This window comes from Streptosporangium sp. NPDC050284, from assembly GCF_044459525.1.
Taxonomy (GTDB): Bacteria; Actinomycetota; Actinomycetes; order Streptosporangiales; family Streptosporangiaceae; genus Streptosporangium.
This window is the reverse complement of the sequence record NZ_JBITIZ010000005.1, coordinates 367,027-392,822: the sequence shown is the minus strand read 5'-3', so window position 1 is coordinate 392,822 and position 25,796 is coordinate 367,027. Positions and strand designations below refer to the sequence as shown.

Here is a 25,796-nt window from a genome sequence, read left to right as displayed (position 1 = left end):
CCCCGGAGCAATGCGCGAACCGGGGCGTACGGAACGTTGAACGGCCAGCTGTCACCAGTGTTTAGGAGAGGGTATGAGAAGAACCCTGCGTGTCCTCGCCGCGACCGTGCTCGCGGTGGGAGCCGTTACCGTCGGGTCGAGTGCGCTGAGCCCGGCGTCGGCAGGGGCCGACGGCTGTGACTACACCTTCGGCCAGAACTCGTTTTCCGCCCGATGCGCGACGAACGGTCCTGCCTACGAGTTCCGCGCGTGGGTCCAGTGCAGCAACGGCCGTAGGGACGGCGGATGGGTGACGACCAACAGCGGTCAGTGGAGCACAGCGAGCTGCGGACCATCGTGGATCGACCGCCTGGGCTACGGCGTGGACGTGCGTCCGCTCTCCTGACGCGGGTATGGCGGCACCGCCGGGGCGTGGCCGGCGGTGCCGTCGGTGAAGAGCTCCCATCACGATGAGGTGTGATGGGAGCTCTTCGCCGTCCGTGGGTGCCGCCTACCCGGGTGAAGGTTCTCGGCGCACCGGCGCCGAAAGAGAACCGCCACGAGGAACAGGTTGTGCTCGGAGTCGACCATGCCGGCCGTCGGCTCCTAGATGATCAGATGCTGATGACGGTGCGGGTCACTCCAGGGTGAAGGTGGCGCCGGCACGGAAGGTCGCCGAGCCGTCGTCGCGCTCCACCCACATCTGGAGGTCGCGATGGCGCAGGTAGTAGCCGGGGAAGTTGACGGACTCCAGCGACACCGCCGAACCGTCGGCCAGGCCGGCCCGGCGGGTGAAGGTGGCGTCGGCGCGGAAGATCGCCGAGCCGTCGTTGCGCTCCACCCACGCCTGGTGGTTACGGTGCCGCAGGTAGTAGCCGGGGAAGTTGGTCGACTCCAGCGACACCGTCGTCCCACCGTTCAGCCCGGGGACGATCCTGAACTGGGAGTCGGCCAGGGGCGCGACGTTGGCGTCGATCCTGGCCCGATACTCCCAGTGCCGGACGAAACGGTCGGGCTGGTCGTAGGACTTCAGCCGCACCGGCGAGATCCCGTCGGGCACCGGGATGCCGAAGTCGGGGGTGCCGTCGGCCTTCCAGTGCACCTTCTGGAGCCTGGTACGCCGGTTGGGATCGTTGAGCGGGTCGCCGGAGATGTCCCGGTAGTTGCGGTCGTGATAGACGAGGATGTCGCTCTGCCCGTCCTCGGAGACGGTGAAGGAGTTGTGCCCCGGCCCGTACTGGCCGGTTGCGGCGTTGGTGGCGAACACCGGATTCTGGCTCTTGGTCCAGGAGGAGGCGTTGAGCAGGTCGGCCGAGGCCGAGGCGGTCAGCATGCCGAGGCAGTAGTTGGCGTCGGTGGCGCTGGCGGAGTAGGTGAGGAAGATCCGGCCGTTGCGCTGGATCACCGACGGCCCTTCGGCGACCTTGTATCCGCGCGTCTCCCAGGCCAGGGTCGGCACGGTCAACCGGGTCGTCGTCCCGGTGATGGTCCACGGGTTGCTTCCCATCCGGGCGATGTACAGGTTCGAGTTGGTGGCGATGCCGGGTTCCTGCTGCGCCCAGGTCAGGTACCGGACGCCGCCCGCGACGAACGTCGAGGCGTCCAGCGCGAAGGTGTCCCAGGGGGTGACGATCCGGCCGCGTTCGGTCCAGCTGCCGGTCAGCGGGTTGGCGGCACTACTCTCCAGGACGTACATCCGGATCCGCCAGACGTCGTCGGCGCGGCCGGCGGCGAAGTAGACGTACCACTTGCCGTTGATGAAGTGGATCTCCGGCGCCCAGATGTGCGCTCCCATCTCACCGCTCGTGTGCTTGCGCCAGATCACCGTCTCCGGCGCGCTGGACAGGCCCTGCAGGGTGGTGGCCCGGCGCAGCACGATGCGGTCGTACTCGGGGACGGTGGCGGTGAAGTAGTAGTAGCCGTCGGTGTGCCGGAAAATGTGGGGATCGGCTCGTTGCGCGACCAGGGGGTTGGTGTACTGGACGGCCGGTGCGGCATGGGCGGCGGGAGCGGTCAGCAGGGTGGCGATCAGGCTCAGCACGACCATGACGGCCGTCACCGCCGACCGCGACGGGCGGCACAGGAGCTTTCGGCTGCCCGCTCGCCGGATCGTCACGGTATCGACCGCCGCGCGGGGGGTGATGCGCAGCATGCTCGCGTCTCCTCACAAATGTTAACGCTAACAAGAAACGGATGACGAGCCGCGAAAGTCACGAGGGGATTTCGCGGAGGTTTCCGCCCAAAGCGTTAACGCAAACATTGCTGCCGTCAAGAGCGAGCGTCAATTTCCCGCCGCCTCTGGCACCTGAGCACGCCGCGGATCGAGCAGGCACACCGGTTGTTCGGAGGCAGCGGGACGGTGGTCGCCGTCATCGACGCCGGCCGTCGCGACCTCAAGGAGCGCGTTCCGCAAGGACGCTCCTACGACAAGGACGCGGCGATCGCACCACCGACGGACCCGCACCCTCGGCAGAACCGGCCACCGCCACCGCGCAGGTGAGAGGGGTCGGCGAGTCCCGCGCGCGGGTCACTCCCCAGGCCGGGCCTTCCGACCGGCGGTTTTACCGGAAGCCGCGAGGAACGCGACCAGACCGACACCGAGCAGGACGGCGGGCAGCAACATCACCGCGCCCACGACCCACAGACCGCCGTCGTCCGACATCGCGGCGTCGATCGACCAGCACAGCCACATCACACCCGCGACGCCGAGCGTGCCGATCCTGGGGAGGCCGAGCCTGCCGGCCAGCACGGCGAGGATTCCCAGGCCGGCCACCAGGCCGACCACCTGCCACGCCTCATAGGGGCCGCTGAGACTCCCGTCCGGCTCGACAACCCGTTCCCGGTCCCAGCCCAGCCAGAGGAGGTAGTTCAACGCAGACGCCACGGCCAGAGCCACACCGATCCGGGCGGTGGCCACGGTGCCGGGGACAGGGGGTACGCCATCTTCTGCCACGATCTCCGCGCTTTCGTCGGCGACGGTCGCCCCAAACATATGCGCTGCCGCACCGTCGCGACCAGCCGAGCCGCTTCGCACACCTCGGAGTGATCCGACCCGGCGCCGTCCCTACCGCTTCTCACTGCCCGCGACATGTTCCCGACACGCTGTCGATATAGTTGCCGACACTGTGTCGGGAAGCTGTGTGACCACCGAGAAAGGAGAGGAAAAATGTTTCTTGCCATGCGCGAACTACGGTTCGCGCGTTCCCGTTTCATCCTGATGGGAGGTGTGGTCGCGCTCATCGCCGTGCTCATGGTGCTGCTGTCAGGCCTCTCGTCCGGCCTGGTGAACGACGGTGTCTCCGGACTGAAGCGCCTCCCGGTGACCGCGTTCGCGTTCGGCGAGGGCACCAAGCTGGACGCGGCGTTCTCTCGCAGCGTGGTCGACGTCAAGCAGGTCGACACCTGGAGGACCCAGCCGGGCGTCGCCGAGGCCGAGCCCTTCGGCAACCTCCTGGTGAACACCCGCAGCGACCGTGACCTGCCGATCGACCTCGCCCTGTTCGGGGTGAACCCCGACTCGTTCCTCGCCCCCGAGGTCGCCGAGGGCGCCGGGCTGGGAGCGGCGGACGGGATCGTCGTGTCGGCCAGCGCGCTGGACGACGGCCTGCGCGTCGGGGACGTCGTGACCGTCGACCGGATCGGCACCAAGCTGACCGTGATCGGCGCGACGGCCGACCAGCACACCTTCGGTCACGTCGACGTCGCCTACCTGCCGCTGGCCACCTGGCAGCGGCTGCACACCGGTGCCGGCCCCGACGACGAGGTACGCCCCGAGGCGATGACCGAGGCGACGGCCGTCGCCATCCGGGCCGAGAGCGGCGCCACCTTGAACCTCGCGGCCGGAGACGGCGCCGCGGGCACCACCAGCGTCACCCTGACCGAGTCGTTCGGCGCCTCGCCCGGCTACACCGCCGAGACCTCGACACTCAGTCTCATCCAGGTGTTCCTGTACGCCATCTCGGCCCTCGTTGTCGGCGCGTTCTTCACCGTGTGGACCATCCAGCGCAAGCACGAGCTCGCCGTGCTCCGGGCCATGGGGGCCTCCAAGCCCTACCTGCTGCGCGACGGCCTGTTCCAGGCCTTCGTCGTCCTGCTGGCCTCCACCGGCGTCGGCGTGGCGGTCGGAGTGGGCCTCGGCAGCGCCATCGGCGGCGGCATCCCCTTCACTCTCGAAGCCCCCGCGGTGGGCCTCGCGAGCGTGCTGCTGGTCGTCCTCGGCCTGCTCGGCGCGGCCGCCGCCATTGTCCGCATCGCCGCCGTCGACCCGCTGGCCGCCCTGGGAGGACAACGATGACCCGCACGAAGAGCGCCAAGGACCGTCCTGCCGCCGAGACCGGAAGCGGGCTCGTCCTCGCCGGGGTGACCCTGCGTCTCGGGGACGGCGACAGCACCGTCACGGCTCTCGACGCCGTCGACCTGAGCGTCGAACCGGGCGAGTTCGTCGCCGTCGTCGGCCCCTCTGGAGCGGGGAAGTCGAGCCTGCTCGCCGTCGCCGGGGCGCTGACCACCCCCGACGAGGGAACCGTCACCATCGACGGGCACGACATCGCCGCCATGAGCTCCGCGAGCCGGGCCGCCTACCGCCGCGACCACATCGGGTTCGTCTTCCAGAGTGGCAACCTGCTGCCCGCGCTGATCGCGCTCGACCAACTGCGTCTGGTGACACATCTGACGGGGGGCGGCGAGAACCACCGTGATCCCCGGCAGCTGCTGGAGGAGGTCGGCATGGGGCACAAGGCCAACCGGCGTCCCCACCAGCTCTCCGGTGGCGAGCGCCAGCGAATCGGTATCGCCCGTGCCCTGATGGCGTCCCCGTCCCTGCTGCTGGTCGACGAGCCGACGGCCGCGCTGGATCGGGCCCGCAGCCACGAGGTGGTGTCCCTGCTGGCCAAGGAGACCAAGCAGTCCGCGGTTGCTACCGTGATGGTCACCCACGACCATGACGTGCTTGAGCACTGCGACCGGATCGTGGAGATGACCGACGGGCGGCTGTCCGGCTGAAAGCGAGGAGGGTCCGTGCCACGTATCAGTGCTCCCACGGTCGCGGAGCACCGTGCCGCGCAGCTGCGGACCCTCCTCGACGCCACCCGGGCCATCCTCGCCGAGGGGGCGGAGCAGGCCCCGGCCCTGGCCGAGGTCGCGGCCCGTGCCGGGCTCGCCCGCTCGTCGGTCTACCAGTACTTCCGTTCGCGGCAGGATCTGCTCGACGCCCTGATCCAGGACGTCTTCCCCCGCTGGTCCGAGCGCGTCACCGAGGCGATGCGCGTCGCCCCCACCCCCGGCGAGCGGGTCCTGGCCTACGTGGACACGAACCTGTGCCTGGTCTTCGAGGGTGAGCACGCCATCGCCCGTGCCCTGACCGTCGTCGCCCCCGGCAGAGAACTGGACGAGAAGAGCGGCATCATGCACCGGCAGATGCTGGACCCGCTCGTCGGGGCGCTCGCCGAGATGGGCGCGCCCGCTCCGGAGACGACCGCCGAGTTGATCAACGCCGTCGTGTACGCGGCCTCCAAGATGATCGAGTCCGGATCGGACGAGCGCGACATCCGCGCGCGGACCCGGGAACTCCTCGCCCCCTACCTGACCGCCTCCTCCGCACCGGCCGGTCCGCGGGAGAGGAGCGACCACACCTGACCGGCCGATCAGGGCAGGAGCGCGGGACCAGGGGTTTTCCGGCGCCTTCGTACCTCGGCCGGCGTTGGCCGCTAACGAGGTCATTTCTCGTCGAAGCGCTCGCGCCCCCTCTCCGTCTGCCGCCGCGGCTCCTCCTCGGTGAAGACGTTCCGCTGTCACAGGAATCGCGACGTCGCCCGACTCACCAGCGGTGAAACGCCCGCCTGAGGGTAGGGTGCCCAGTCATGAAGGCCACCTCCGGGGCGAGCCGGTGGACCAGCGGGTTCGTCGGGGCATGGACCGCGGTACGGAACCGGTGCGGTTGGTTCGACCATCTCGTCCGGGCGGCCGTCCACTACGACCGCACCGACGCGGGCCGCCTGTCCGCGGGAATGACCTACTACGCGTTCTACGCCACCTTCGCGCTCGCCCTGCTGTCCTTCGTGATCATGGGTCATGTGCTGGACACCCCCGCCGCGCTCGGTCAGGTGGAGGACTACCTGAGCGACACGTTCCCGCGACTGGACGTGCAGGCACTGCGCGACGCGCGGGACACGGCTGGGCTGATCGCCTTCTTCGGCCTTCCGCTGACCGGCGTGTTCTGGATCGACTCGATGCGCTCCTCCATACGGGCGGTCTGGGGCCTGGAGCAGTATCCGGGCGGCTTCTTCCTGCGATGGCTGATCGACCTGGCCGTGATGGTCGCGCTCGGGCTGCTGCTCTCGATCTCACTCACCCTCTCCTTCGGCACCCAGAGCGCGGTCATCTGGCTGGCCGAGCATACGATCGGGGTCGAGGCGCTACCGGCGCGCTGGGCACTGTCCACGACCACCTTCGTGCTCGGCATCTGCGTGAACTTCCTGCTCTCGACGGCGTTACTGACGCTGCCCCCTCGGCTGCGCCTGTCGCCACGGCGGGTCGTCGGACCGGCCCTCGTCATCACCATCGGCCTGGAGCTGCTGAAGACGATCGGACAGGTCTATTTCAACATCAGTTCAGCGAATCCCGCGTACAAGGTCGTCGCGGGTGCGGTGGGCATGTTGCTCTTCCTGAAGCTGGTGAACGTGCTCATCCTGTTCGCCGCCTCGCACGCCGCGACCAGCCGCCACGGCACGGTCCTCGATCTGGCCACGCGGCGACCCGTCGGCGAGCCTCGCACCGAGGTCGTCACCGCACCGGCGATCCCCGAGATCAGGACGGGGCCATCGGCACAGACGGACCCGCGAGCAGAACCGGAGACGGAACCGCAGGCGTGGGCGCGGCCGCGACCCGTGCCCCGCAGGTACGACTTCGGATCCCGACGGGCGCCTTCCCTGGCGAGGAGCAGCCGAGACCTTCCTGAAGGCCGTCGAGCCCAGACGGCCGCTCCTCGCCCGCCGGCACCTCCGGTGAGCCCGCCGGCACCTCCGGTGAGCCCGCCGGCACCTCCGGTGAGACAGTGGGAAGGCTCCGGCCCCGAACCCCCTGTCGCGTCAGGAGAGCGAGGCCGGCACCGCCCGTAGCGGGGATCCGACGCGCGCGGCCGCGGTGCCCAGCCCGGAGAGGACGAGAGGGCGTGTCGTCGCGGGCGGGTGGTGCAGCTCGGCCTCGTCGTAGCGGCGGGTCTTCATGTGCCACAGCAGCACACCCGCCATCCAGTCCTGCAACTCCCTCACGTATCCGTCGAGCGTCTCTCTCGCCTCCCCTTCGAGGTCGAAGTCGTCGAAGAGGGCGGGGAGCTCGGTGGCGACGATGTGCTCGAACTGCCGCATCCTCGACGTCATCAGGTCATTGACGATGTCGGCCGCCTTCGGCGGATCGCAGTTCAGGAAGTCCTGGACGACGAGCACGCAGTTGTGCAGCTCGCCCTCGAACTGGATCTCCTTCTGGTACGAGCAGAGGTCGTTGACCAGGCAGGCGTAGTCGGCGGCCGAGTCGTCCAGCCCGCGCATCGTCCGGGTGCGGTAGATCTCGGGCGGCACCACCTGGCCGTGGGCCAGGCGCGAGAGGCTCATCGTGAGGTCGGAGCCGAAGGTCCTGCGGCGCATCTCGATGTAGTCGACCGGGTCGGGGACCCGGTTCTGGATGTGGTTGGCCAGCTCCCACAGCCAGCTCTCCGTCATGTCCTGGACGGCCCGGCGAAACTGGGCGCGCGCGCTCTCCGTCATGGGAGCCGCCGTACGGAACCACAGGTCGGCGAGGCCCCGCTCGATCGGGTTGACCGGAGGCGGGGTGGCGGAGAGGTCGAGCGGCATGAACGCCGACAGCCGCTCGTTGAACACCTTCGCACCCGCCATGTCGCGGCGGGACCCGAACACGACCGGGAAGTAGTCGTCGGCGTAGGTTCCCCAGGTGAGCCAGAAGGTCGAGATGTCCAGCTCGGGGCCGGGGGCGTCCGGGTTGATGGCTCCCGCGCAGATGGCGAAGTCGTAGGTGTCGAGCTTGTGCTCGGTCCAGATCGCCAGCCCGGGAAAGCCGGGCAGCTGCTCGAACATCCCCATCTCGCGCGCCCATTCCACCGTGTTGCGGCGGGCGCTGTCGAGGTTGGGATTCATCCGGGCCGTGTACGGCATGTAGATCTCGGGCAGTGGCAGCGGTCCCACTTTCCTGAGGGGGGCGTGGGTGTGGCTTCGCACGCCCCCCGGGCCCGTGATGCCGGGCGCCAGCCGGATGCGCGCCGCCGAGACGCCCAGGCCCGTGGGCCCGCCGAGGAGGGCCGGGGCCACCGGGTCCGCACGTGAGGCCCCGTTCATGTAGCGGCTGGAGCGCATGTGCCACTCGTGGCCGCCCGACTGCCAGTCCTGGAGTCCTTTGACGTACGCGAGGACGTCGAGGCGGGACTTCAGGTCCAGGCCGTGCTCCTCGAAGAGCGGGGGCAGCTCGGTGAGCGCGGTGTTCTCGAACTGGTGCAGCCGGGAGGTGATCAGGTCGTTGACCGCGTCGGCGGCCCGCTGGGTGTCGTAGCCCAGGAATCGCTCGAAGACCAGGACGCCGTTGCTGAGCTCGCCCTCGTCGCCGACCTCCCGCTCGTAGGAGAAGAGGTCGTTGCGCAGGTGCACCCCGTCGGAGAAGGTGTCTCTCAGCACGCGCATCGGCCTGCTCGCGGCGATGACGGCCGGGACCTCGGCGCCCGCGGCGTGCTCGACCAGGTTCGCCGACCAGGGGGCGCCGCCGACCTTGCGCCGCATCTCGATGTACTCGATCGGGTTGGCGACGCGTCCCGCGTTGATGTTGGCGAGCTCCCACAGGGACTCGTCGAGCAGGTTCTTCGTGCTCTCGACGAAGCGTGCCCGCCAGTCGGCGGACATCGCCGGGATCGTCCGGGCCCACAGGTCGGCCAGGCCGCGCTCCACCGGGTTCTCCGGCTCGGGGGGCGGCCCCGTGGGACGCACCGGCATGAAGGCCGCCAGCCTGTCGAGGTATTCCTTCGCCCCCGCCAGGTCACCGCTGCGCTTGAAGGTCTCCAGGAAGTGGTCGTCGAAGAAGAACACCCACACGTACCAGTCGGTGATGAGGTCGAGCTCGGGGGCGGGGGCGTCGGGGTGGGTGTAGGCGCACAGCAGGCCGTAGTCCATGGCGTCGAGCTTGCGCTCGTCCCAGATGCCGAGGTCGGGGTCGAGGATGCCCATGTCGTACGCCCAGGCCCTGGTGTGCTCTCGCGCGGTCTCCACGTGGGGGTTCAGCCTGGCCGGATACGGCAGATAGAAGTCAGGAAGCTCGAAGGGTTGCATGTTCTGTCCTTCCGTATCCGATATCAACGCGTCCGGGAGCGCCCTGGGCATCAAGGGGCACGACGAGTCGATGAGGCGGCTCCCTTTTTCCCTGGAGCCACGACAGGCAGAACGCTACGCAACGACCACGGAGAGTGAAAGGGATTACCCCGAATAGGCCATGGCACGATCAGGACATCCGGCGCCCGCCGACCGGTGCTCCTCGCGACCCGGGCGCGACACGGCGGTCGCGAGGTCACGGAGCCGGTCGGCGAACGCGAGCGCCTGCTCCGGTGTCATGCGGGGCTCGACACCGACGTAGAAGACCACGATGTCCCCGCTCGGGGAGGTCGTGGCGGCGAAAGGAAGGGAGGGGGTGATAACCATGATGGGGTCATCCTTCCCTGCCCCACCGACAATTCGCAGGTCCTTTTACGCCCGCCCGAGATGTGAACGCGTGTCCCGAAGGGGTGCGTCCTGGCGCACGGTGAGGCATCATCACGGTAGGCGTCAACGGGTTTGAGGCAGGCATGGAAGGAAGCCAGGCGCTACGCCGGCATCGCACCAACCTGGAGCTGGAGTGGGCACGCTGGGTCCAGGGCGGGCGTCCGCATGACCGCGAGCGGCTCAGGGAGGAGATCGTCGACTCCTGGGGCCGGTCCATCGCGACGGTGAGACCCGAGCAGGACAGCGCCCCCGAGGAGGGCGAGGCCCTTCAGCGCTGGAGAGCCTCACCGCTGCGCGAGCCCCTGGCCACGGTCGCCGACGAGCTGCGCGGGATCGCCGAGGACGGCGGTTTCATCGCGGCGGTCACCGACGAGACGGGCACCATCATGTGGACCTGCGGCGGCCGGGTCATGCGACGGCGGGCCGAGGCGGTGAACTTCGCCCCAGGAGGGCGCTGGGACGAGCAGGCCATGGGCACCAACGCCCTCTCCCTCGCGCTGCGCACCGGACGCCCGACCCAGGTGTTCTCGGCCGAGCACCTCGTGCGTGCCCTGCACGGGTGGGTCTGTTACTGCGCTCCGATCCGGTCCCCCGGCGGCCGGGTTCTCGGCGTGCTCGACCTGTCGAGCACCTGGGAGCGCTCGCATCCCCTCGCCATGCCCGCGCTGCACACCCTGGTCGGCGCCATCGAGAGCCGGCTGGCCGAACGGATGAGCCCTCCGTCCGCGAGCGGACCCTCCGTTCAGAGCTTCTTTACCGGAGGTACCGACAAGAAGAGCGGCCTGCGGCTGCGCGCCCTCGGCGGCGCCGAGCTGACCCGTGACGGCGTTCCCTTGAAGCTGCCCCCTCGCCAGCTGGAGATCCTCACCCTGCTCGCTCTCTCGGGACCGCAGGGCCCCGGGATGTCCCCCGAGCGGCTGATGGACGAGCTGTACGGCGAGCGGCACGTCGCCGCGACCACCCTCAAGGCGGAGGTCTCCCACCTGCGGCGGGCGCTCTCCGGCGCGCTGGCCACCCGGCGGTACGAACTGACCGCGCCCCTGGACTGCGACGCCGCCGAGGTGCTCGCCGCCCTGGGCGCCGGGCGGGTGGAGACGGCGGCGCGGCTCTACGGCGGCCCCCTGCTGCCGTGGTCCGACGCGCCGGGGATCAGGACCTGGCGCGAGCACATCGAGGTCGCGCTGCGTGAGGCGGTGCTGCGCTGGCCCGGTCCGGGACCGGTGTTCCGCTTCGGTGAGCTGCACCCGTACGACCTGGAGATACACGAGCGGACCCTCGCGGTCCTCGGGGCCGGTGACCCGCGCAGGGCCGTGGCGCTCGCCCGCCATCGCACGGCGCGGAGCGACTGACCTCGCCCCTCCTTCGGCATCGGCCGGGCGCCAACCTTTCACCAACCTCGGCCCTCCATCGTTGGCTCTGTTACAGCCATGTGAAGGAAGGCGGAGTCATGGTCTACACACCACCCGGTTCCGAAGGAAGCATCGTCACCTACGCCTCCCGGTACGACAACTTCATCGGCGGCGAGTGGGTGCCCCCGGTGAACGGGGAGTACTTCGACAATCCGAGCCCGGTCACCGGGCAGACCTTCACCAGCGTGGCCCGCTCCACCGCGGCCGACGTCGACCTGGCGCTGGACGCCGCCCACCGCGCGGCCGACTCCTGGGGCCGGACCTCGCCCGCCGAACGATCGAACATCCTCAACCGGATCGCCGACCGTATCGAGGAGAACCTGGAGCGGCTCGCCGTCGCCGAGACCTGGGAGAACGGCAAGCCGGTACGCGAGACGCTCGCCGCGGACCTGCCGCTCGCCGTCGACCACTTCCGCTACTTCGCCGGGGTGATCCGCGCCCAGGAGGGCGGGATCAGCCAGCTGGACGAGGACACCGTCGCCTACCACTTCCACGAGCCGCTGGGTGTGGTGGGCCAGATCATCCCGTGGAACTTCCCCATCCTGATGGCGGTGTGGAAGCTCGCCCCCGCCCTGGCCGCGGGCAACTGCGTCGTCCTCAAGCCCGCCGAGCAGACTCCCGCCAGCATCCTGCTGGTGATGGAGCTCATCGCCGATCTGCTCCCGCCCGGTGTGATCAACGTCGTCAACGGGTTCGGCGCGGAGGCGGGCCGGCCTCTCGCCTCCAGCCCGCGCGTGGCGAAGGTGGCCTTCACCGGCGAGACCACGACCGGGCGGCTGATCATGCAGTACGCCTCGGAGAACATCATCCCGGTGACGCTGGAGCTCGGCGGTAAGAGCCCCAACATCTTCCTTCCCGACGTCACGGCCTCCGACGACGACTTCCTGGACAAGGCCGTCGAGGGTTTCGTGATGTTCGCCCTGAACCAGGGCGAGGTGTGCACCTGTCCCTCGCGGGCCCTGATCCACGCGTCCATCTACGACGAGTTCATGAGCAGGGCGCTCGACCGTACCAAGGCGATCGTCGGCGGCGACCCGCTGGACCCGGCCACGATGATCGGCGCGCAGGCGAGCAACGACCAGTACGAGAAGATCCTGTCCTACATCGACATCGGGTTGAAGGAGGGGGCCGAGCTGCTCACCGGCGGCGGCCCGCGCACGGTTCCCGGCCTGGAGGGCGGCTACTACATCGAGCCGACGATCTTCAAGGGCAGTAACGACATGCGTGTCTTCCAGGAGGAGATCTTCGGGCCGGTCGTCTCGGTGACGACCTTCGACTCGGAGGACGAGGCTTTGAAGATCGCCAACGACACCCTGTACGGCCTGGGTGCCGGAGTGTGGACCCGCGACGTGAACGCCGCCTACCGGTTCGGCCGGGCGATCAAGGCCGGGCGGGTGTGGACCAACTGCTACCACGCCTATCCCGCGCACGCCGCGTTCGGCGGCTACAAGCAGTCGGGCATCGGCCGCGAGAACCACCGGGCGATGCTGGACCACTACCAGCAGACGAAGAACATGCTGGTCAGCTACTCGCCCAAGAGACTGGGCTTCTTCTGATGCCGACCGGCCCCGCCGGTGAGCCGCACCCGCTCCGAGTGGAGCGGGTGCGGCTCAGCCCCGCCGCCGAGGAACTGCTGACCGTGCTCCACCGGCGACACGGCCCGTTGATGTTCCACCAGTCGGGCGGTTGCTGTGACGGCAGCTCACCCATGTGCTACCCCCGGGGCGAGTTCCGGGTCGGCGGCGTGGACCTGCTGCTGGGCGTGCTGGCCCTGGACACCCCGTTCTGGATCAGCGCCTCCCAGTACGCCTACTGGCAGCACACCCATCTCACGGTGGACGTGGTTCCCGGCCGCGGCAGCGGATTCTCCCTGGAGGCCCCCGAGGGGGTGCGTTTCCTCATCCGCTCCCGGCTGTTCACCGACGAGGAGGCCGAGCGGATCCTGGTGGAGCCTCCCCCGCCGAGCGGCGCCGACGATGATACGGGGACATACAACATCAAATAGGGTCACAGCGGGAGTACGATGCACGGAAATGAAGTGTCGGCGGTGATCGCCTGACACCGGGCGAAGCGTGAGCGGAGGTCGCCCATGGACCGGCGGAACTCCCCACAGAGCCCACAGGCCGTCGTCGACGCGTTCGACCAGGGGCGGCTCACCCAGGCCAGGCAGCTGGCGGGGATGACGAAGAAGGACCTCGCCGAGCGGATCGGGGTCACCCCCGCGGCGGTGGGACAGTACGAGACGGGCATGAGCCGTCCCCGGCCCGACCTCGTTCCCCGCCTGGCCGACGCTCTCGGCGTGCCACCGGCGTTCTTCCTGCTGGGCCGCCCGCACGGCAGGCTGGACGGTTCCATCCCGCATTTCGGGAGTCCGCGCTCCACCCGCGCGTACCAGCGGGCCAAGGCGGCGGCCTTCGTCGAGCAGGTCTGGGAGCTGGCCCACGCACTGGAGAGGCAGGTCAGGCTGCCCCACGTCGTCCTTCCCGGTCTCTCCGGCGACGAGGTCCACTCCGGCGTGGAGCCACCCGGCGACCCCGCCCAGGCCGCCCGCGCGCTGCGGCGGCTCTGGGGGCTGGGCACCGGCCCGCTGCCGCACATCGTCCGGCACATGGAGGCCCACGGGATCGTCGTGGTCCTCCTGCCACCCGACGAGGACGCCGTCACGGTGGACGCCTTCTCCACCTCCCGGCTGCCCCGCCCGATCGTGGTGCTCACCGCCAACCGGTGCGACGACGTTCACCGCTACCGGTTCACCGCCGCCCACGAGCTCGGCCACCTGGTGCTGCACGGCGACACGGCCTCGGGAGACGTCCGGCAGGAGCGGGAGGCCGACGTCTTCGCCGCCGAGTTCCTCACCCCTCGCGACAGCATCCTGCCGGAGCTGCCAGGCCGCCTCGACCTGCGCAGGCTGGTCGAGCTCAAGCGCACCTGGGGCGTGCCGGTCGACTCCCTGCTGTATCGCTGCCGCGAGGTCGGCCTGATCTCCGATTCTGCGGCGAGCCGCGCCCACCAGCGGCTCAAGACGTTGCGCGACCAACCGGGATTCGCCGCCGAGCCGATCAGCGGCCACCCCGACGAGCAGCCCGTGCTGCTGCACCGGGCCTTCGAGCTGGCCGTCTCGCAGACCGGCCTGACCATGGAGCTGCTCGCCACCCAGCTGGCCTGGCCCGTCTCACGGGTGCGCGAACTGCTCGACGACCGTCGCCCGGCGCTGCGTCCGGTGCCCTGACCGCTCTTTCGCGGGCACCGGCCGCCGGTCGCGCCGTGCGGTGACGCTCGTCGCGACCGCTTCGCGGAGTCTCCCTCCGCGACCACCCCGCGTCGCTCGCCACCCGCTCACTCGCCCTCGACACGCTCCCTGATCCACTCCAGGCCGTCCTGCCAGGAGGCGAAGGCCTGGAGATAGCGACCGTCGCGGGCGTGGAAGGCGTGGTATCGGAAATCTCCGTCGCTGCCCGTGCGAATCAGGTCGTAAATATCGCCCTTTGAGCGATACCAGACACATTCCCCGTCAGCGGGACGTGAGGATGATGCGTAGGCGAACTCACGCGTGATGGACATGGGACGGATGCTACGGACCGGCGAATCAGCAGGCAATGCCGCGTCTATTTCATTCAGGGATAAAGTTCGCCCCGGCTGAGAATTCAGCTGGAAACGCCTACGCGGGATCACCCACCGCCGACGGCGGGCGAAGGACGGCCACCGTCGGCGGGCGCGGTGAGCTGGTCGATCAGCATCGCCAGCCGCCGCTCGTGGTGGGCGGCCGGGAGACGTCCGCTGCGGGTGAGGGTGGCGAGGCCGTGCACGGATCCCCAGGCGATCTCGGCGAGGACTCCGGTGTCGCGGCCGCCGGCGAAGGGGGCGATCGCCTCGCGGAATTCGGCGAAGGCGGCCTGGAGCGGGGCGGGCGTGTCGGGACGGCCGAAGGGCAGGTCGACGGCGAGGGTGAGCATGGCGTCGTACAGCGACGGGTTCAGCCGGGCGAAGTCGGCGTAGGCGTGGATCAGGGCGGAGAGCGCCTCGCGCGGGCTCTCCGCCCTCACGCGGGCCTTTCCCAGCTCCGCGGTGAGCTCGGCGAAACCCTCCAGCGCGACGGCCGCCACGATGGCGTCCTTGCCCGCGAAGTGGCTGTAGAGGACCGGCTGGCTGTATTCGATACGCTCGGCGAGACGGCGCGTCGTGACCGCCTCCCACCCCTCGGCCTCGGCCAGCTCGCGGGCGACCGTCACGATCAGCCGATGACGCCGCGCCCGCTCGCGCTCGCGGCGCTCCTGTGTGGACATCACGCTGATGCTAGCACCGCTATTAAGTCGCCTCTTGCTATTAATAACGCCGCTCGCACATCTAGCACCGATACGGCAAGCGGCGGCCCGGCCCGCACCGGGCGCTCACCAGGTGCGGGCCGGGGCGCACATGTCACCCGGTGGGCGGCGTGGGGGTCGAGGTCACCCGGTGGTCGGTCAGGTGGAGTTCTCCTCCGAGCGTCACGCGCAACTCGTCCAGGACCTGCCTGGCGCCGAGTACGGTCCACAGTTCTCCGACGAGGTGGGGGTTGTACTCCGGCGCCTGGTCCATCCACTGGTCCTTGCCGGACTGGGTGACGAAGGTGCTGATGAAGAACCGGCCGACGGAGGTCTTGCAGGCTCCCGTCCGGATGTCGACCGCGTCGACCTGGATCCGGGGCTTGCAGTCGACCTTCTTCGCGAGCTGCTCGACGGTCGGAGGCGGGCCCGCGGGGGCGGCGGGGACGGCGTTTCCGGCCGCGGCGGGGGCGCTCGCGGGCTGGTCCGCGCTGCAGGCGAGGGAGAAGGACAGGGTGAGGATCACCGTGGCGACCACCCGGAGGTTCCTGGCGACACCGGTCCGGCGCGAATGTGTCAACATCCTTCAGATACGCTCACCGGCCCCGGCGGGTTCATCGTGTCTCCCGTCGAGGGCGCCCGAACGGAGTCGAAGGCCCTGCGAGAGACCCGAGGGACCGGAAAAGGACTCCGCGTCTCTGTCTGCCCCCGCCTGCCCCCGGCCCGCTCCCGGTATCCCACGGCCCCGCCAAGGTTCCGCGCTCCTGGACCTCACACTCTGCCGAGATTCCCGTCCGCGCTCCGGGGAGGAACGCGGACGGGAGACGAGATTCCTACGGGACCCGCCCGACGGCCCCCACGGTGACGGCGCCGGCTCCCGGCGGGATGACGACGTCGCCGGTGTCGGGTCGCCAGTCGTAGACGGGCACCAGGCCGGGTTCGAGCATCTCCAGACCGTCGAACAGGCCGCGGATCTGGGTGAGGGTGCGGGGGAAGATGCCGCCCGCCGTGGTCGTCCCGTAGACGCCACGGCCCTGCCGGACCTGTTCCTCGGTGAGGTCGCCGGAGGTGACGTGGGAGATCACCACGTGGCTGCCGGAGACCAGCCGCTTCCCGAAGGAGGCGGCGATGTCGGCGACCTCCTTGTCCTCGGCGACGAAGTGCAGGATGGACACCATGAGGACGGCGACCGGCTGGTCGAAGTCGATGCGCTCGCGAACGTCCGGATGGTCGAGGATCGCCCCCGGCTCCCGCAGGTCACCGGGGATCACAACCGTCTGCGCGTTGTCGGCGAGGAGCGCGCGGGCGTGGACGAGCACGATGGGGTCGTTGTCGACGTACACGACCCGGGAGTCCGGCGCCTCGCGCAGGACGACCTGGTGCACGTTCTCCTGGGTCGGCAGTCCCGTGCCGATGTCGATGAACTGGCGGATTCCCGAGGCGGCGAGATGCCGTACGGTACGCCCGAGGAAGGCACGGTTGGAGCGCGCCACGTCCTTGACGTTGGGGACGAGTTCAACGATCTTCTCGGCGGCGACCCGGTCGGAGGCGAAGTTGTCCTTGCCTCCCAGGTAGTAGTCGTACATACGAGCCACACTCGGGACCGTAGGGTCGATTCCCGGCGGAGCCTGCTCGTGTTCAGTCATGTCCTCGCCTTCACCATCTCTTTCTCGAATGGTAGACGAGTGATCGACGCCTTCAGATCATGAACCGATGTTTCGTCTGATGACCGGATGTGGTTTCCCCAGGTCAGCAGACCTCATCGTTCCCGTGAAACCACGCCGAACCGCATCAGACCGAGAGTTCCTCGCGGAGGTCGCGCAGAAACCGCTTGCTCTCGGAGACGGAGTACGCCTGGATGCACAGACGGTCCATGACCTGCATGTAGTGGTCGGTCTCTTCGAGCTTGTCCACGTAGAGGGCGCTCGTGAGCTGCTCCATGTAGACCACGTCGGGCAGGTCCCGCTCGGGGAAGCGCAGGATGGAGAACGGACCACCGGCCGCGGCGTGGCCGCCCCGCTCGAACGGCATGATCTGCAGCCTGACATTGGGCAGCTCGACCACGTCGAGCAGGTGGTCGAGCTGGGCGCGCAGCACGTGGGGACCGCCGATGGGCCGGCGCAGCACGGCCTCGTCCATCACGGCCCAGAGCGTCGGGGCGTCCGGTCTGGTCAGGCGCTTCTGGCGGGCCATGCGCAGCGAGACACGGCGGTCGACCTCGTCGGTGGAGGCGGCGCCGTGCACGAGCATGATGACGGCCCGCGCGTATTCGGGACTCTGCAGGAGGCCGGGGACGAACTGCACCTCGTAGGTCCGGACGATCGAGGCGGCCTCTTCGAGCCCGACGTAGACCTCGAACCAGTTGGGCAGCAGATCTCCGTACTTGTGCCACCAGCCGGGGGCGTTGGCCTGGCGGGCCAGCGTGAGCAGCGGGGCCCTGTCCTCGGGGTCGGTCACCCCGTACATCGTCAGCAGGTCCGCGACATCGCGTTCCTTGAAGCCGACCCTCCCGAGCTCCAGCCGACTGATCTTGGCGTGGGAGGCGCGGATGGCGTAACCGGCCTGCTCGCGGGTGATGTCCTTGGCGACGCGCAGCCTCCGCAGCTGGGAACCCAGCAGAATCCGCAGGATCGTGGGACCACCACCACCCGCGTACGCGAGAACGCCACCCTGCTCACCGCTGTCCTTCGCGGTCTGTCCGGCCATGCGGGCTCCCTGTCGCGCCTTCCTACGGTGCCACAGTTTCACACATACAGCGTGTTTCGCACAGCTCCGCCGGACACGCACTTGCGTTTGCACTTGCATCCGCGAGTGCAGATAGCTACAAATCTACCTTTGTCGGCGAATGTCGGCGAATTTCTCACCCTGCGGGATCGCCGGTAAAGCCTTTCGGCCCTACAGCCCCGAGGCGAGGTCCCCCGGGTCCTCGTACGCGTCGTCGCGGAGGGTTCCCCGGTTCGCGGCGGTACGGCGCGACAGCATGCCGCGCACGATGTCGCACAACTCGCTCGTCTCCCTCGGTGACAGCACCTGGCTGAGACGGCGCTCGACCACTCCCCCGCTCAACGGCCCCGGCGCCCTCGTCACGTTGAGGTACCCGGACAGGTACGCGATCCTGAACAGTTTCTCCTGCGAGGGCGACACGGCGGTGGGGGCGGACACCTTGACCGGCCCCGTCGCGCCCTCCCCGTCGCGGGACACCTCCAGCCCACAAAGCAGCAGGTGCGCGGCGGCCCGCTGCAGGGCGAGTCCGTACGCGCGCATGGACCCGTCGGGCGAGAAGGCGACGATCGAACGTCCGACGGCCTCCGCGGAGTCCGGTGACAGGTCGGCGATGCCGGTCTCCGCACCGAGGCAGGTGTAGACACGCACGACCCGCTCCCCCACGTACCCCGGCTGGACGTGCTGGGAGAGCGTGACGGTCACCGTGGACCCGTCGGGATTGCGCAGCTCGGCGATGTCGGCCGCGTGGGTGACGTACGTGGTGGAATGCTCGCGCTCGCACCACGAGGGGCACGAAGCCTCCGAACGGAGGCGAGAAGTCCCGGCCGGGACTCCTCGCCAGGCCGTGATGTCGTTCATCCCAGTCCTTCCGGCATGGAGATCCGCGTCGTCGACGACGTGAGGGCACGACGGCGGATCGTCCCCGGACCCGAGCCGGACCAGAGCGCGGGTCCCGGCTCGCGCCATCGATTTCGAGGTCGCTTTCACCGGCAGGTACGCAGGACCGGCATGGCCGGTTCATCGGGAAAGGCCGACGGGGGGCGGAATCCGGGGCCCGGAACCGCTCGACGGCCTTAACCTGCCTTTAGGGTTGCCGCAGCGTGCCGCTAACGACGCCCCAGGCAAGCTTTGGGACATGCGAAACACGACGAAACTCACCATCGCCGCCGCCGGACTCCTCGCCGTCGTCTCCGGAGGTAGCGCAGTAGCCTTCGCCGGAACCGCGACGCCCACTCCGGCCCCCAGCGGTACGGCGACGACTCCCGCGCCGGTCAACGAGACGCCGGGGACCGGCACCGCTCCGGCGACCCCCGCCCCCGGAGAGGCGGAGGCCAAGGTCGGCCGGGACGCGGCCATCAAGATCGCCCAGGACAAGGTTCCCGGCGCCAAGCTCGTCAAGACCGAGTTCGACGGCGACGACGCTCCCACCAAGTGGGAGATCGAGTTCCTTGAGGGTGACGTCGAGCACGAGTTCGACATCGATGCCACCACCGGCGCGATCCTGGAGCATGAGCAGGAGACCGAGACCGCCGCGGAACGGGCCGCCGACGCCGCCGATGACGCCAACGACATCGACGACGATGACGATGACGATGACGACCAGGACGACGACTGACGGAAAGACGAACAGCGACAAGGAGCCCGTGACACCTCGCGTGTCACGGGCTCCTCGTCCATGCCAGGTCCATGCCGGCCGAACACGGCGGCGGTCCCCGGACACGGGAGCGGGTCACCGGCACCGGGTGCGGTGACCCGCTCCCTCCGTATCCGGTGGGCGGAAGCCGGGTCACCGACCTGGGACGCCCGTGACCCGCCCCCGCCACAAGCCGGTGGATGGCGGCCGGGTCACCGAGGCGAAACGCCGGTGGCCCGGCCCCGCCGCGTCCGGTGGACGAGCGCGGCGAGGACTGTGACCCCAGCGACCCCAGCGACCCCTACGAGCGCCGTCATCACGTACGCGGGCCGCCACCAGGTTCCCCGCTCCACGACCGCGACGGTGGTCGTCTCCCCCGGCGAGCCTCCGGCGGGCGCCGCCGCCGGGGTGGCGACGGGCGTGGGGGTGGCGGACCTGTAGGGGAGGAAGCCGGGAGTGCCGTCACCGAGGGGAATCCTCGGCGGGCGAATCGCCCCCCAGTGATCCTCCTCCGGCGGCTGCTGGCCGGTGATCGCCGGCCTGAGGTCCGGGGGAACCGGGGCGACCTCCAACCGTCCCGGCACGGCCAGGGTGCCGATCCGGTAGGACGGGAACCAGCCCTGGATCGCGGTCACCTCCCACGTGCCCTTGGGCAGGGAGACCGCGCTGGCGTAGTGGGCGGGCTCCTTCAGCTCCACACCGGAGAACCGGAGAGTCCTCTTGCCGTCGGTGAACTCCAGCGCGACCTCCCCCAGCTCCCCCAGGTCGTCGCCCTCGTACGGATGGGTGCCGTGCTGGAGCAGCCAGAAGCCGAGGGTGTACGTCGTGTCCGGGCTCGTCACCGGGACCGGGTCCATCACGGTGATCGCCCAGCCTCCCGCCCGTGCCGGGGCGCCCAGGGCCAGCAGGGGGGCGATGAGCGCCAGAAGGAAAAGAATTCTTCTCATGCGGGAGATACACCGGCCGAGTCGATCAGGTTCCACCACCGCGCGGTGCGCCTCCCGGTCACCGGACCGCTATGGCCCGGAGCGTGGGGTCAAGGCCGTGGAGTCAAGGCCGAAAGCAGGGGTATGGACAGCAAATGAGTCTTCAGGAAGAACTGCGGCAGGTCGAAGGGGACCTGGAGAGACTGCGCGCCGAGGTCGCGGAGCTGCGTGGGCAGGTGGGAGAGATCGGCCCCACCGACGCCGTCGAACGGGCAATGTTGATCAATCAGGCCGACGAGCAGGAAATCCTTGTCGGCGAGCTCGAAGCCAGGCGCGACGGCCTTCTCAAACGCCTGGACGAGGACGACGAGCGAAACTCCTCGAAACCGCGCGGGAGGACGTAGGGGACGGGGTCCACCCGCCGGAAGCAGCCACCACCTGCGGTTCGCCACATTCGGTTATCCGCCGTCTCGCTGGGTAACCATAAGGACGAACCATCATCAGGGGGATGAAATGATCAACATGCTTCACAAGATGGGCGTGAAGTCCAACATGATGTACGCCGCCGGGATCGCCTCGGTCGGCGCGTCGATCGCGGCGTGGTTCACGTCGAACGCGCAGGAGAGAGCGGGGATCGAGCGGGCGGACCACTGGGGGATCTTCATCGGCGAGTGGGCACCGACCTTCTTCGCGATGGGGATCGCGCTGCGCATGGAGGAGACCCGCGAGGAGATGCGGTCCTCCTTGGGGCAGGAGTCGCTCGGCGAGTCGTACTCCGAGGGCAGGACGCCCTCCCGCGCGGGCGTGTAGCACCGTCACCGGAGGATCGAGGGCGGGGTGCGTCAGGGGGACGTGCCCCGCCTTCGCTCATCACGATGTGACCAGGGCCGGATGTCTCGGGTCGTCGACGCGGACGACCACGTCGGCGACCTCCGCCGGGGCGACCTCCTCCTCGTAGCGCGCGTAGGCGGGCAGCGTCCAGTGCAGCTCCTCCGGGGTGCGCCGGGCGAGCGCGCCCGGCGACAACCTCAGGTGCACGGTCAGCTCGAACGGCAGCCCCCGGCCCAGCAGCAGGGGTCCGGCCAGCAGCAGCACACCGCCCGGGGGGACCGTGACGTACGGCGCACGGGTGGCCCTGTCGATGGCGCTGTCCCACAGCGTGGGCAGCACCTTTCCCGACCGGCCCGGGTCGAGTGGTCCCAACACCTCTCTGACCAGCCCTCCGTAGTCGAACCAGTCGGTGTAGAAGGAGTCCGGGTCGGTCCGGCCGTACTCGAAACGCAGCGAGGCCGGGCGCAGGAAGTCGGCGGTGGAGACGCGGAGCACCTCCCTGCCGCGCAGCCGGAGCGGGTCCGCCAGCGCGTCGGCGAGTTGCTCCGGCCGCGTCGCGGGAGCCCCGTCGAGCGCGACGCGCACCCAGGAGTCGCGGGGCTCCGCGGCCACCCGGTCGGCGAGTTCCTCCACCAGCGAGGAAGGAGAGATAGGCCGTATGTCCACCCCACCATCCTGGCCGACGCCCGCCGCCTCCGACGGGGACCGGTCAACCATCACGGTCGGGTCAAGGTCGGACGTGATGGCGATCAAATATCGGTCTGTCCGGGTTGTCCGACCGCTACGGGCGGTAACGATCCATATGGATCGACGGCCCGGCCGTGACCGGGCGTCGGCCTCCAGGTCGCGTCACGTCCACATCGGCGCGATCCGGTAGTTGGCGTGATCTTCACGTCTTTCCGCAACCAAGATCACGGCACGTTACGCACGGAGACAGCGATGTCAGGAGGACTTCAGTGATCAAGCGCGGTAAGCCGACCAAGAACGGCCAGGTCAAGCTGACTTTCACCATAGTGGAGAGCCCGACCCGCGGAGGGGTCTCGCTGGTCGGTGACTTCAACGGCTGGGACCCCTACGCCCATCCCATGCGGCGCAGGGACGACGGCACCTATCAGGTGAGCCTGATGGTTCCCGCCCACCAGCCCATCCGGTTCCGCTATCTCGCGGAGGGCGGCGTGTGGTTCGACGACGCGGACGCCGACCACCACGACGAGCACGGCGGCCGGATCAACCCCGCCGACGTCCAGGAGGCTCCTGAGAGCCCAAGCGCGGCGCGCACCGCGGTCGGCAAGCCGATGCGGCAGACGCTCTCGGCCGGGCAGCCGGTCACGGCCTCGGTGGCCTCCTCCTAGCACCTCGGTGACCGTTTGCAGGAGCGGGATCCCCCGGACAGGCCGTTCCACCGGCTCCGCGATCATCGTTGCGGCTCGCGCCTTCCCCGTCCCGGCCCATTCCGGCGGGGACGCGGAGGGTGCGGGCCGTCAGGCCTCGCGCCGGGGACCGTTCATCGCGAGGGCGAGCATCGCGCCGTACACCACGTGGCCCGTGGCCATCACCGCCTGACGTCCCGGCTGATCCTCGTCGATCGGCGGCAGGACCTCCAGTTTCGGCACCCAACCCTGGTAGCTGACGAACCAGATGGCCAGCCCGTACGCCACCCCGAGTGGCACCGGGGCACGGCGTCCCCTGCAGAGCAGGGCGAACGCGGCCCCGCCCGTGGCGCCGAAGCCGAAGTGGGCGATCGCGCCCAGTGCTCTCTCCCTCGACTTGGGTCGGTGCCTGTGGCCCGGCAGGAGGCCGCGGACAATCCTCTTGGGAGGCTGATCCCTCATGAGCCCCGCGCGCTCCCCGGCGAGCATCACAGCGCTCATCGCCGCGGTGGCGAGAACGCCACTTCCCACGCCCCTGACGAGATCACGAATCACGATCGTCACCCCTGCCTTTCCGGTGAAAGTCCTCGAAACTCCTGTGAGATTCCTCGAAACGAAGATCCTCGAACGGCGGCCGGGCCCCTCACGGGTGCCCGCCGAGCGCGCCGAGGGTCTCCCTGGCGAGTTGCAGTTCCTCTCTTGGCCTGACCACCAGTACGGGCACGGACGCGCCGGGCGCGCTGACCGTCCCGTCGGTGTCGAGGTCACTGCGGGCGAGCGGCTCGACACCGAGCAGGGAGAGCCTTCCGCAGACGGCCTCGCGGACCTCCGGCTGGTCCCAGCCGATCTCCCCGGTGAACACGAGCGCGTCGAGCCGGTCCAGGCTCGTCGCGGCGGCGGCGATCTCCCGGCTCACCCGATGCGCGAACACCTCCAGGGCCAGCGCGGCGGCCGGATCCCCGGAGGCGACAAGTTCCCGGGTGTCTCCCGACTTTCCATCCGAGAGGCCGAGCAGCCCCGAGTGGTGTTCCAGTCCTTCGCGCAGTTCGTCGAGCGTGAGCCGGGAGTCCGACAGCAGCCACAGCAGCATGCCGGGATCGACGCTTCCCGACCGCTTGCTCATCGGGACCCCCTCCAGCGGGGTGAATCCCATCGAGGTGTCCACACTGCGGCCCTCGCGGACGGCGCACACCGAGGAGCCTCCGCCGAGGTGGGTCAGCACGACCTGGAGGGTGCCCGCGGGCCGGTCGAGCATCTCCGCGGCCCTTCCCAGCGCCCAGGCGTACGACAGGCCGTGAAAGCCGTAGCGGCGCAGGCCGTAGCGGCTCCTCCACCCCGCGGGCAGCGCGTAGGTGGCGGCGCTGTCGGGAAGTTCGGCGTGGAAGGCGGTGTCGGGGCAGAGCACGTGCGGGATATCGGGCAGCCTGTGCCGGGCGGCCTCGACGAGCGCGAGCGCGGGCGGTACGTGCAGCGGGGCGAGATCGGCATACTCCCCCACCGCTCGCAGCACGCCGTCGTCGACGACCGTCGGCTTCCTCACCGCCTCGCCTCCGTGGACGAGACGGTGGCCGACAGCGGCGAGATCGGTGCCGGGGGCGGCGTCGAGGAAGTCCGTGATCGCCCGCTCGGCCGCACCGGGGTCGAGGCTCTGCTCGCTGTGCTCGGTGCGCAGGACCTGACCGTCCCGGACGAGGTGGAGTTGCAGGCTCGACGATCCCGCGTTGACGGTGAGCACCGCCGGATCAGTGGTTCCCATTTTCCTCACGTGCCCGAGGGCGGATGGGACAAACGGCGGCCCACGGCGGCCCGCCATTCGTCACCGTGCGTGAGCATCCGGGGGAGAAGGGCGCCGATCCCCGTCTCACCGCGACGGCCTGGTCCTGTGATGTCTCGCGCTGAGGACGAAACCGGGGCGTGGCGGTCTGCCTCCGGATTCCTTGACCGCTGACGGTTCGCAATCACTTGTTGAACTGTCATGAGCGACGGGCGTACGGTGGGGGTAACGGCACCCGTCCTTCGTACGGCTCCCAACAGGGCGCTGTCTTCACCCGTCGTAGACAGCGGGGCGATATGAATCGACTTTCCATAAGCATGGACGCGCACCCGCACTTCTCCGTGGTGACCTTGGTCGGCGACCTGGACAAGTCCTCGGCACCCCTGCTTGAGGAGAAAATCGCGGAGTTCATGAGGCGCGGTCACGTCTGCCTCGTCGTCGACACGACAGGGCTGGAATTCTGCGACTCCACGGGCATCTGGGTGCTGCTGACGAGCCTGCGACGCGCCTACGAGCGGAAAGGCTGGCTGCGCCTCGTCGGCGTGCACGGATTCCTCGGCCGCCTGCTCGATCTGACCAGGCTGCGAGAGGCGTTCCCCATCGACTCCACCGTCGAGGAGTCACTGCGCGAGGTCTCCGACAGTCACGTCCCGGTCCCGCGCTGATCCCCGCCGCCTCCGGTGATCGCGGTCATACCCGCGGCGCCCGACGTCACGAGGGAGAACGCCGAGAGAAGATCGCACCAGGTGGCACCCGCTCTCTGGGGGGCCACCGGAATCGGTGGCCCCCCAGAGAGCGGGGAACGGTCAGTCGCGGGAGACCAGGCGGACGAACTCCTCGAACGAGAGCCGGCCGTCGCCGTCGGAGTCGCCGTTCTGGTTCAGCGATCCGATGGCCTCGGCGGGCAGGGCGGGAAAGTGCTCACCGAACTCCCGCTCCGTGATGAATCCGTCGCCATCGGTGTCGATGGCCGCGAACGTCTCCCTGAGCTCCGCCAGCCGCTCCCCGTGGGGTTCTGTCGACATGGTGACCCGCCTCTCTCAACGACCCGCACTTCGATCAGCAGACAACTTACGGGAGGCGTCACCCGTACAGCTATG

30 protein-coding genes are annotated in these 25,796 nt (G+C 69.4%); 15 read left to right on the top strand and 15 right to left on the bottom strand.

Features of this window, described 5'->3' with window-relative positions; all coding sequences use genetic code 11:
- Positions 1 to 73 precede the first annotated feature (73 nt).
- A complete protein-coding gene (locus ACIBH4_RS15100) occupies positions 74 to 385 on the top strand; it encodes a hypothetical protein (protein WP_362766239.1) in 312 nt (103 codons plus the stop codon).
- Positions 386 to 616: 231 nt separating this feature from the next.
- On the opposite strand, the gene ACIBH4_RS15095 is transcribed toward ACIBH4_RS15100, so the two are convergent.
- On the bottom strand, positions 617 to 2,131 hold the full coding sequence (locus ACIBH4_RS15095) for a family 43 glycosylhydrolase (RefSeq protein ID WP_362766236.1): 1,515 nt from the start codon (positions 2,129 to 2,131) through the stop codon (positions 617 to 619).
- 186 nt (positions 2,132 to 2,317) lie between these two features.
- Between ACIBH4_RS15095 and ACIBH4_RS15090 the strand changes: the two genes are divergently transcribed.
- Entirely contained in the window at positions 2,318 to 2,479 is a 162-nt protein-coding gene (locus ACIBH4_RS15090; RefSeq protein WP_362766233.1) for a hypothetical protein, read from the top strand.
- 27 nt (positions 2,480 to 2,506) lie between these two features.
- On the opposite strand, the gene ACIBH4_RS15085 is transcribed toward ACIBH4_RS15090, so the two are convergent.
- The gene (locus ACIBH4_RS15085) at positions 2,507 to 2,971 is read right to left on the bottom strand and encodes a hypothetical protein (protein ID WP_362766231.1); all 465 of its coding nucleotides are present in this window, start codon (positions 2,969 to 2,971) and stop codon (positions 2,507 to 2,509) included.
- Positions 2,972 to 3,145: 174 nt separating this feature from the next.
- Here ACIBH4_RS15085 and ACIBH4_RS15080 point away from each other — a divergent pair, with 174 nt between their 5' ends.
- The 4 genes from ACIBH4_RS15080 to ACIBH4_RS15065 all read left to right on the top strand — a co-directional run bounded on the left by ACIBH4_RS15080 (position 3,146) and on the right by ACIBH4_RS15065 (position 7,094).
- Positions 3,146 to 4,273 (top strand): ABC transporter permease, encoded by a 1,128-nt coding sequence (locus ACIBH4_RS15080; RefSeq protein WP_362514643.1) that lies wholly within the window; start codon positions 3,146 to 3,148, stop codon positions 4,271 to 4,273.
- Positions 4,270 to 4,980, top strand: a complete 711-nt coding sequence (locus ACIBH4_RS15075; RefSeq protein WP_362514638.1) for an ABC transporter ATP-binding protein — start codon at positions 4,270 to 4,272, stop codon at positions 4,978 to 4,980. The genes ACIBH4_RS15080 and ACIBH4_RS15075 overlap by 4 nt, the downstream gene beginning before the upstream one ends.
- Positions 4,981 to 4,995: 15 nt before the next feature.
- Entirely contained in the window at positions 4,996 to 5,613 is a 618-nt protein-coding gene (locus ACIBH4_RS15070) for a TetR/AcrR family transcriptional regulator (RefSeq protein ID WP_362766228.1), read from the top strand.
- A 224-nt stretch (positions 5,614 to 5,837) separates the two neighbouring features.
- Positions 5,838 to 7,094 (top strand): YihY/virulence factor BrkB family protein, encoded by a 1,257-nt coding sequence (locus tag ACIBH4_RS15065; protein WP_362766225.1) that lies wholly within the window; start codon positions 5,838 to 5,840, stop codon positions 7,092 to 7,094.
- Here the strand turns inward: ACIBH4_RS15065 and ACIBH4_RS15060 are convergent.
- Complete coding sequence (locus ACIBH4_RS15060) at positions 7,065 to 9,302, bottom strand: family 2 encapsulin nanocompartment cargo protein terpene cyclase (protein WP_362514623.1); 2,238 nt, start codon at positions 9,300 to 9,302, stop codon at positions 7,065 to 7,067. The genes ACIBH4_RS15065 and ACIBH4_RS15060 overlap by 30 nt on opposite strands.
- Before the next feature lie 144 nt (positions 9,303 to 9,446).
- On the bottom strand, positions 9,447 to 9,668 hold the full coding sequence (locus ACIBH4_RS15055; RefSeq protein ID WP_350945322.1) for a hypothetical protein: 222 nt from the start codon (positions 9,666 to 9,668) through the stop codon (positions 9,447 to 9,449).
- A gap of 143 nt (positions 9,669 to 9,811) precedes the next feature.
- On the opposite strand from ACIBH4_RS15055, the gene ACIBH4_RS15050 reads away from it, so the two are divergent.
- The 4 genes from ACIBH4_RS15050 to ACIBH4_RS15035 all read left to right on the top strand — a co-directional run bounded on the left by ACIBH4_RS15050 (position 9,812) and on the right by ACIBH4_RS15035 (position 14,366).
- On the top strand, positions 9,812 to 11,077 hold the full coding sequence (locus ACIBH4_RS15050) for a GAF domain-containing protein (protein ID WP_362514618.1): 1,266 nt from the start codon (positions 9,812 to 9,814) through the stop codon (positions 11,075 to 11,077).
- Positions 11,078 to 11,175: 98 nt separating this feature from the next.
- A complete protein-coding gene (gene adh, locus ACIBH4_RS15045; RefSeq protein ID WP_362514615.1) occupies positions 11,176 to 12,693 on the top strand; it encodes an aldehyde dehydrogenase in 1,518 nt (505 codons plus the stop codon).
- Entirely contained in the window at positions 12,693 to 13,142 is a 450-nt protein-coding gene (locus ACIBH4_RS15040) for a DUF779 domain-containing protein (protein WP_362766222.1), read from the top strand. The genes adh and ACIBH4_RS15040 overlap by 1 nt, the downstream gene beginning before the upstream one ends.
- Before the next feature lie 84 nt (positions 13,143 to 13,226).
- Positions 13,227 to 14,366: an XRE family transcriptional regulator gene (locus tag ACIBH4_RS15035; RefSeq protein WP_362766219.1), complete on the top strand. Its 1,140-nt coding sequence runs from the start codon at positions 13,227 to 13,229 to the stop codon at positions 14,364 to 14,366.
- 107 nt (positions 14,367 to 14,473) lie between these two features.
- Here ACIBH4_RS15035 and ACIBH4_RS15030 read toward each other — a convergent pair whose 3' ends face one another.
- From ACIBH4_RS15030 to ACIBH4_RS15005, 6 genes are all read right to left on the bottom strand, one after another.
- Entirely contained in the window at positions 14,474 to 14,698 is a 225-nt protein-coding gene (locus ACIBH4_RS15030; protein ID WP_350945315.1) for a hypothetical protein, read from the bottom strand.
- Positions 14,699 to 14,805: 107 nt separating this feature from the next.
- A complete protein-coding gene (locus ACIBH4_RS15025; protein WP_362514606.1) occupies positions 14,806 to 15,420 on the bottom strand; it encodes a TetR/AcrR family transcriptional regulator in 615 nt (204 codons plus the stop codon).
- A gap of 133 nt (positions 15,421 to 15,553) precedes the next feature.
- Entirely contained in the window at positions 15,554 to 16,021 is a 468-nt protein-coding gene (locus ACIBH4_RS15020) for a hypothetical protein (protein WP_362514603.1), read from the bottom strand.
- A 250-nt stretch (positions 16,022 to 16,271) separates the two neighbouring features.
- Positions 16,272 to 17,084 carry an SAM-dependent methyltransferase gene (locus tag ACIBH4_RS15015; RefSeq protein ID WP_362514600.1) on the bottom strand — a complete coding sequence of 271 codons (813 nt, stop codon included), beginning with the start codon at positions 17,082 to 17,084 and terminating at the stop codon, positions 16,272 to 16,274.
- 145 nt (positions 17,085 to 17,229) lie between these two features.
- On the bottom strand, positions 17,230 to 18,144 hold the full coding sequence (locus tag ACIBH4_RS15010; protein ID WP_362766216.1) for a helix-turn-helix transcriptional regulator: 915 nt from the start codon (positions 18,142 to 18,144) through the stop codon (positions 17,230 to 17,232).
- Positions 18,145 to 18,333: 189 nt separating this feature from the next.
- Positions 18,334 to 19,020 carry a DUF6907 domain-containing protein gene (locus ACIBH4_RS15005; protein WP_362766213.1) on the bottom strand — a complete coding sequence of 229 codons (687 nt, stop codon included), beginning with the start codon at positions 19,018 to 19,020 and terminating at the stop codon, positions 18,334 to 18,336.
- A 277-nt stretch (positions 19,021 to 19,297) separates the two neighbouring features.
- On the opposite strand from ACIBH4_RS15005, the gene ACIBH4_RS15000 reads away from it, so the two are divergent.
- A complete protein-coding gene (locus ACIBH4_RS15000; protein WP_362766210.1) occupies positions 19,298 to 19,777 on the top strand; it encodes a PepSY domain-containing protein in 480 nt (159 codons plus the stop codon).
- 230 nt (positions 19,778 to 20,007) lie between these two features.
- Here ACIBH4_RS15000 and ACIBH4_RS14995 read toward each other — a convergent pair whose 3' ends face one another.
- Positions 20,008 to 20,742 carry a hypothetical protein gene (locus ACIBH4_RS14995; protein ID WP_362766207.1) on the bottom strand — a complete coding sequence of 245 codons (735 nt, stop codon included), beginning with the start codon at positions 20,740 to 20,742 and terminating at the stop codon, positions 20,008 to 20,010.
- Between the two features lie 134 nt (positions 20,743 to 20,876).
- On the opposite strand from ACIBH4_RS14995, the gene ACIBH4_RS14990 reads away from it, so the two are divergent.
- Positions 20,877 to 21,125 carry a hypothetical protein gene (locus ACIBH4_RS14990; RefSeq protein ID WP_362514587.1) on the top strand — a complete coding sequence of 83 codons (249 nt, stop codon included), beginning with the start codon at positions 20,877 to 20,879 and terminating at the stop codon, positions 21,123 to 21,125.
- 109 nt (positions 21,126 to 21,234) lie between these two features.
- On the top strand, positions 21,235 to 21,531 hold the full coding sequence (locus tag ACIBH4_RS14985) for a hypothetical protein (protein ID WP_362766204.1): 297 nt from the start codon (positions 21,235 to 21,237) through the stop codon (positions 21,529 to 21,531).
- A 60-nt stretch (positions 21,532 to 21,591) separates the two neighbouring features.
- Here ACIBH4_RS14985 and ACIBH4_RS14980 read toward each other — a convergent pair whose 3' ends face one another.
- A complete protein-coding gene (locus tag ACIBH4_RS14980; RefSeq protein ID WP_362514580.1) occupies positions 21,592 to 22,218 on the bottom strand; it encodes a uridine kinase in 627 nt (208 codons plus the stop codon).
- Between the two features lie 290 nt (positions 22,219 to 22,508).
- Between ACIBH4_RS14980 and ACIBH4_RS14975 the strand changes: the two genes are divergently transcribed.
- The gene (locus tag ACIBH4_RS14975) at positions 22,509 to 22,904 is read left to right on the top strand and encodes an isoamylase early set domain-containing protein (RefSeq protein ID WP_362514577.1); all 396 of its coding nucleotides are present in this window, start codon (positions 22,509 to 22,511) and stop codon (positions 22,902 to 22,904) included.
- A gap of 129 nt (positions 22,905 to 23,033) precedes the next feature.
- On the opposite strand, the gene ACIBH4_RS14970 is transcribed toward ACIBH4_RS14975, so the two are convergent.
- Together ACIBH4_RS14970 and ACIBH4_RS14965 are read right to left on the bottom strand one after the other, a co-directional pair.
- Positions 23,034 to 23,477 carry a DUF6789 family protein gene (locus ACIBH4_RS14970; protein ID WP_362514574.1) on the bottom strand — a complete coding sequence of 148 codons (444 nt, stop codon included), beginning with the start codon at positions 23,475 to 23,477 and terminating at the stop codon, positions 23,034 to 23,036.
- 88 nt (positions 23,478 to 23,565) lie between these two features.
- Positions 23,566 to 24,678 carry an acetate kinase gene (locus tag ACIBH4_RS14965; RefSeq protein ID WP_362766201.1) on the bottom strand — a complete coding sequence of 371 codons (1,113 nt, stop codon included), beginning with the start codon at positions 24,676 to 24,678 and terminating at the stop codon, positions 23,566 to 23,568.
- 335 nt (positions 24,679 to 25,013) lie between these two features.
- On the opposite strand from ACIBH4_RS14965, the gene ACIBH4_RS14960 reads away from it, so the two are divergent.
- Positions 25,014 to 25,361, top strand: coding sequence for an STAS domain-containing protein (locus tag ACIBH4_RS14960; RefSeq protein ID WP_362514565.1), 348 nt, complete (start codon positions 25,014 to 25,016; stop codon positions 25,359 to 25,361).
- Between the two features lie 141 nt (positions 25,362 to 25,502).
- On the opposite strand, the gene ACIBH4_RS14955 is transcribed toward ACIBH4_RS14960, so the two are convergent.
- Complete coding sequence (locus tag ACIBH4_RS14955; RefSeq protein ID WP_362514561.1) at positions 25,503 to 25,721, bottom strand: EF-hand domain-containing protein; 219 nt, start codon at positions 25,719 to 25,721, stop codon at positions 25,503 to 25,505.
- Positions 25,722 to 25,796 lie beyond the last annotated feature (75 nt).

Excerpts from the sequence above, each read along its gene's own strand:
- ACIBH4_RS15100 (WP_362766239.1), top strand. The coding sequence starts at position 74 with ATGAGAAGAACCCTGCGTGTCCTCGCCGCGACCGTGCTCGCGGTGGGA.
- ACIBH4_RS15095 (WP_362766236.1), bottom strand. The coding sequence starts at position 2,131 with ATGCTGCGCATCACCCCCCGCGCGGCGGTCGATACCGTGACGATCCGG.
- ACIBH4_RS15085 (WP_362766231.1), bottom strand. The coding sequence starts at position 2,971 with ATGTTTGGGGCGACCGTCGCCGACGAAAGCGCGGAGATCGTGGCAGAA.
- ACIBH4_RS15080 (WP_362514643.1), top strand. The coding sequence starts at position 3,146 with ATGTTTCTTGCCATGCGCGAACTACGGTTCGCGCGTTCCCGTTTCATC.
- ACIBH4_RS15075 (WP_362514638.1), top strand. The coding sequence starts at position 4,270 with ATGACCCGCACGAAGAGCGCCAAGGACCGTCCTGCCGCCGAGACCGGA.
- ACIBH4_RS15065 (WP_362766225.1), top strand. The coding sequence starts at position 5,838 with ATGAAGGCCACCTCCGGGGCGAGCCGGTGGACCAGCGGGTTCGTCGGG.
- ACIBH4_RS15060 (WP_362514623.1), bottom strand. The coding sequence starts at position 9,302 with ATGCAACCCTTCGAGCTTCCTGACTTCTATCTGCCGTATCCGGCCAGG.
- ACIBH4_RS15055 (WP_350945322.1), bottom strand. The coding sequence starts at position 9,668 with ATGGTTATCACCCCCTCCCTTCCTTTCGCCGCCACGACCTCCCCGAGC.
- ACIBH4_RS15050 (WP_362514618.1), top strand. The coding sequence starts at position 9,812 with ATGGAAGGAAGCCAGGCGCTACGCCGGCATCGCACCAACCTGGAGCTG.
- adh (WP_362514615.1), top strand. The coding sequence starts at position 11,176 with ATGGTCTACACACCACCCGGTTCCGAAGGAAGCATCGTCACCTACGCC.
- ACIBH4_RS15040 (WP_362766222.1), top strand. The coding sequence starts at position 12,693 with ATGCCGACCGGCCCCGCCGGTGAGCCGCACCCGCTCCGAGTGGAGCGG.
- ACIBH4_RS15035 (WP_362766219.1), top strand. The coding sequence starts at position 13,227 with ATGGACCGGCGGAACTCCCCACAGAGCCCACAGGCCGTCGTCGACGCG.
- ACIBH4_RS15030 (WP_350945315.1), bottom strand. The coding sequence starts at position 14,698 with ATGTCCATCACGCGTGAGTTCGCCTACGCATCATCCTCACGTCCCGCT.
- ACIBH4_RS15025 (WP_362514606.1), bottom strand. The coding sequence starts at position 15,420 with ATGTCCACACAGGAGCGCCGCGAGCGCGAGCGGGCGCGGCGTCATCGG.
- ACIBH4_RS15020 (WP_362514603.1), bottom strand. The coding sequence starts at position 16,021 with ATGTTGACACATTCGCGCCGGACCGGTGTCGCCAGGAACCTCCGGGTG.
- ACIBH4_RS15015 (WP_362514600.1), bottom strand. The coding sequence starts at position 17,084 with ATGACTGAACACGAGCAGGCTCCGCCGGGAATCGACCCTACGGTCCCG.
- ACIBH4_RS15010 (WP_362766216.1), bottom strand. The coding sequence starts at position 18,144 with ATGGCCGGACAGACCGCGAAGGACAGCGGTGAGCAGGGTGGCGTTCTC.
- ACIBH4_RS15005 (WP_362766213.1), bottom strand. The coding sequence starts at position 19,020 with ATGAACGACATCACGGCCTGGCGAGGAGTCCCGGCCGGGACTTCTCGC.
- ACIBH4_RS15000 (WP_362766210.1), top strand. The coding sequence starts at position 19,298 with ATGCGAAACACGACGAAACTCACCATCGCCGCCGCCGGACTCCTCGCC.
- ACIBH4_RS14995 (WP_362766207.1), bottom strand. The coding sequence starts at position 20,742 with ATGAGAAGAATTCTTTTCCTTCTGGCGCTCATCGCCCCCCTGCTGGCC.
- ACIBH4_RS14990 (WP_362514587.1), top strand. The coding sequence starts at position 20,877 with ATGAGTCTTCAGGAAGAACTGCGGCAGGTCGAAGGGGACCTGGAGAGA.
- ACIBH4_RS14985 (WP_362766204.1), top strand. The coding sequence starts at position 21,235 with ATGATCAACATGCTTCACAAGATGGGCGTGAAGTCCAACATGATGTAC.
- ACIBH4_RS14965 (WP_362766201.1), bottom strand. The coding sequence starts at position 24,678 with ATGGGAACCACTGATCCGGCGGTGCTCACCGTCAACGCGGGATCGTCG.
- ACIBH4_RS14960 (WP_362514565.1), top strand. The coding sequence starts at position 25,014 with ATGGACGCGCACCCGCACTTCTCCGTGGTGACCTTGGTCGGCGACCTG.
- ACIBH4_RS14955 (WP_362514561.1), bottom strand. The coding sequence starts at position 25,721 with ATGTCGACAGAACCCCACGGGGAGCGGCTGGCGGAGCTCAGGGAGACG.